Raw genomic sequence first — 2,979 nt, 5'->3', positions numbered from 1 at the left:
AAGCCGCAGACAGTATGGTAAGGCGAAGCAACGCTGTACCATTCTTATTTTAAATGACTATAAAAAAAGCTATAGTATTGGCCGTGCCCGACAGCGGTAATGTCTTGCCGAGCTATAAAGCCCACCCGTTACGGTTTCTTGGAAATTTGACGATATTGTAACGGATTAGCGGATATTCAAAAAGGCCGTCTGAAAAACCTTGCGGTTTTCAGACGGCCTTTGGCGCAATGGGAAATCTACGGACAAGCGCAAACGGGATGCCTGCGCTTGCGGCGTTTATTTTTCCTGATTGGCTTTGCGTTCTTCCAGCCAGTGTTCCAGATAGTGGATGCTGACACCGCCTTCTGAGAAGCCGGGATCTTGAAAGAGGTCGCGGTGCAGCGGGGTGTTGGTTTTGATGCCGTTGACTGCCAGTTCCGCCAGTGCCACGCGCATTTTGGCCATGGCCTGCCCGCGGTCTTTGCCGTGTACGCAGATTTTGCCGATCAGGCTGTCGTAGTTGGGCGGAATGCGGTAGCCTTGGTAGATGTGGCTGTCCACGCGCACGCCCAAGCCGCCCGGCAGGTGGCAGAATTCAATCAGGCCGGGGCTGGGGATGAAGTTGTACGGATCTTCGGCGTTGATGCGGCACTCAAACGCATGGCCTTCCAAGACGATGTCGTCCTGCGTGTATTGCAGCGGCAGGCCGGCGGCCACGCGCAGCTGCTCCTGTACGATGTCCACGCCGCTGATCAGCTCGGTAACGGGGTGTTCGACCTGTACGCGGGTGTTCATTTCGATAAAGAAGAATTCGCCGTCTTCATACAAAAATTCAAATGTACCCGCGCCGCGGTAGCCGATGCGTTTGCACGCTTCGACGCAGGCTTGGCCGATTTTGGCGCGCTCTTCGGGCGTAATGCCGGGAGCGGGGGCTTCTTCAATGACTTTTTGGTGGCGGCGCTGCATGGAGCAGTCGCGTTCGCCCAAGTAAACAGCATTGCCGTGTTCGTCGGCCAATACTTGGATTTCGATGTGGCGCGGGCGTTGGAGGTAGCGCTCCATATACACCATCGGGTTGCCGAATGCGGCGCCGGCTTCGGTTTTGGTCATTTCTACCGAGCGCAGCAGGTCTTCTTTTTTCTCGACTACGCGCATGCCGCGTCCGCCGCCGCCGCCGGAAGCTTTGATGATGACGGGGAAACCGACTTTGTCGGCGATTTTCAGGATTTCCGCTTCGTCGTCGGGCAATGCGCCGTCGGAGCCGGGTACGCAGGGTACGCCTGCTTCGATCATGGCGTGTTTGGCGGAAACTTTGTCGCCCATCAGGCGGATGGTGTCGGCGCGCGGGCCGATAAAGATGAAGCCGGACTCTTCTACCTGCTCGGCGAAATCGGCGCGTTCGGCCAAGAAGCCGTAGCCCGGGTGGATGGCGTCGGCACCGGTGACTTCGGCGGCGGCAATTAGCGCGGGAATATGCAGGTAGCTTTGCGGGGACGGCGCGGGGCCGATGCAGACGGATTCGTCGGCCAGCTTGACGTGGAGGCTGTCTTTGTCGGCTTCGGAATGGACGGCCACGGTGGCGATGCCCATTTCGCGGCAGGCGCGCAGCACGCGCAGGGCGATTTCGCCGCGGTTGGCGATTAAGACTTTTTTCAACATGGTAATTTTTCCTGTGTTTTCAGACGGCCTGCTCAGCCTTTATCCGCCATCGCGCGGCTGATTTTTTGGTCGGTTTTGTATTGGCTCAGGGCGTAAACCGACCAAATGGCGGCCGGTAGCCAGCCGATTAAGGAAATCTGCAGAATCAGGCAGATGATGCCGGCAAACGGGCGGCCGATGGTGAAAAACTGCAGCCAGGGCAGAAGCAGTGCGAGAAGTAGGCGCATCGTTATTCCTTAGGGTAAAAGGTTTTTCAGACGGCCTGAAACCGGCACAGGCCGTCTGAACACAGATTATTCGATGATAAACAGCGGCTCGCCGTATTCGACCGGTTGGCCGTTTTCTACCAGGATTTCTTTGATGACGCCGGAGGTTTCCGCCTCGATTTCGTTCATCAGCTTCATGGCTTCGATGATGCACAGGGTGTCGCCGGCTTTGACGCTTTGGCCGACTTCGACAAACGCCGCCGCATTCGGGCTGGGCGCGCGGTAGAACGTACCCACCATAGGCGATTTCTGCGCGTTGCTCAAATCACGGGCAGCCGGCGCGGCGGCTTCGGCAGCGGCACTGACGGCGACAGGCGCAGCAGGTGCGGCAGCAGCGGCCACCGGCGCGGCATAAACCGCTTGGGCGGTTGCGCGGGTGATGCGCACTTTTTCTTCACCTTCGGTCACTTCGATTTCGGCAATGCCGGACTCTTCGACCAAATCAATCAGTTTTTTTAATTTGCGCAGATCCATGTTCGTCCTTTCCGATACGGCAGCCGCCGTACCCAAATGGTTTGGTAGCACAAGGGCATACTCCGCCCCTGCGTTCAGATAAAATCGGATATGCCGCCCGCACCAAGCTGCAGGCAGCGCATATTTTTCAAATTATATTTAGCCCGGCCGCTACAATCGGCGGGATTGAAGCAGGCTATTTTGCTGAACTTGCCGACAAATGTCCAGCAAAATCTCTCAAAAACCCGCTTTTCAATCAAAAATACCGTTTTCCGCAAAATAACAGCGTGCATCCGCAGGCAGATGGCGAAATCAAGAGTATTTATTCTAATTTATATTCTAATCATAAGCCCGCACAACAGCAAGCCGTCTGAAAAACGCACCTGTCCGCCCCGAATACCGCGCTATTCCGCATACCCGCGCCGCCCGCCCATACCGGGCAAAACCGCAGCCCGGCATTTGGGCATGCCCCTACACGGTGCGTATATAGTCGGAGCGTAAATTCTGATACAAGGCGGCGAGCCGCAGACAGTACAAGTATAGTCATTTAAAATAAGAATGGTACAGCATTGCTTCGCCTTGCCGTAGCAGGATTTAAGTTCTACGACTATATAGTACGGGT

4 protein-coding genes are annotated in these 2,979 nt (G+C 56.0%); 1 reads left to right on the top strand and 3 read right to left on the bottom strand.

From position 1 onward, the window contains the following. Positions 1-276 precede the first annotated feature (276 nt). The 3 genes from accC to accB form a co-directional block, all read right to left on the bottom strand. Positions 277-1,638, bottom strand: coding sequence for an acetyl-CoA carboxylase biotin carboxylase subunit (accC, locus tag BDE01S_RS09600; protein WP_066080854.1), 1,362 nt, complete (start codon positions 1,636-1,638; stop codon positions 277-279). Positions 1,639-1,670: 32 nt separating this feature from the next. Continuing rightward, on the bottom strand, positions 1,671-1,865 hold the full coding sequence (locus tag BDE01S_RS09595) for a YqaE/Pmp3 family membrane protein (RefSeq protein WP_066080851.1): 195 nt from the start codon (positions 1,863-1,865) through the stop codon (positions 1,671-1,673). A 66-nt stretch (positions 1,866-1,931) separates the two neighbouring features. Next, the gene (gene accB, locus BDE01S_RS09590) at positions 1,932-2,378 is read right to left on the bottom strand and encodes an acetyl-CoA carboxylase biotin carboxyl carrier protein (protein ID WP_066080848.1); all 447 of its coding nucleotides are present in this window, start codon (positions 2,376-2,378) and stop codon (positions 1,932-1,934) included. A 41-nt stretch (positions 2,379-2,419) separates the two neighbouring features. On the opposite strand from accB, the gene BDE01S_RS09585 reads away from it, so the two are divergent. Next, positions 2,420-2,731 (top strand): hypothetical protein, encoded by a 312-nt coding sequence (locus tag BDE01S_RS09585; protein WP_066080844.1) that lies wholly within the window; start codon positions 2,420-2,422, stop codon positions 2,729-2,731. Positions 2,732-2,979: the final 248 nt, after the last annotated feature.

This window comes from Bergeriella denitrificans NBRC 102155 (assembly GCF_001592185.1).
Lineage (GTDB): Bacteria > Pseudomonadota > Gammaproteobacteria > Burkholderiales > Neisseriaceae > Neisseria > Neisseria denitrificans.
Note: the sequence above shows the minus strand (reverse complement) of the source record. Positions and strands in the feature narration are given on the sequence as shown.

What these genes read in the sequence shown, in the direction of transcription:
- accB (WP_066080848.1), bottom strand. Translation starts at nt 2,378, where the DNA reads ATGGATCTGCGCAAATTAAAAAAACTGATTGATTTGGTCGAAGAGTCC.
- BDE01S_RS09595 (WP_066080851.1), bottom strand. Translation starts at nt 1,865, where the DNA reads ATGCGCCTACTTCTCGCACTGCTTCTGCCCTGGCTGCAGTTTTTCACC.
- accC (WP_066080854.1), bottom strand. Translation starts at nt 1,638, where the DNA reads ATGTTGAAAAAAGTCTTAATCGCCAACCGCGGCGAAATCGCCCTGCGC.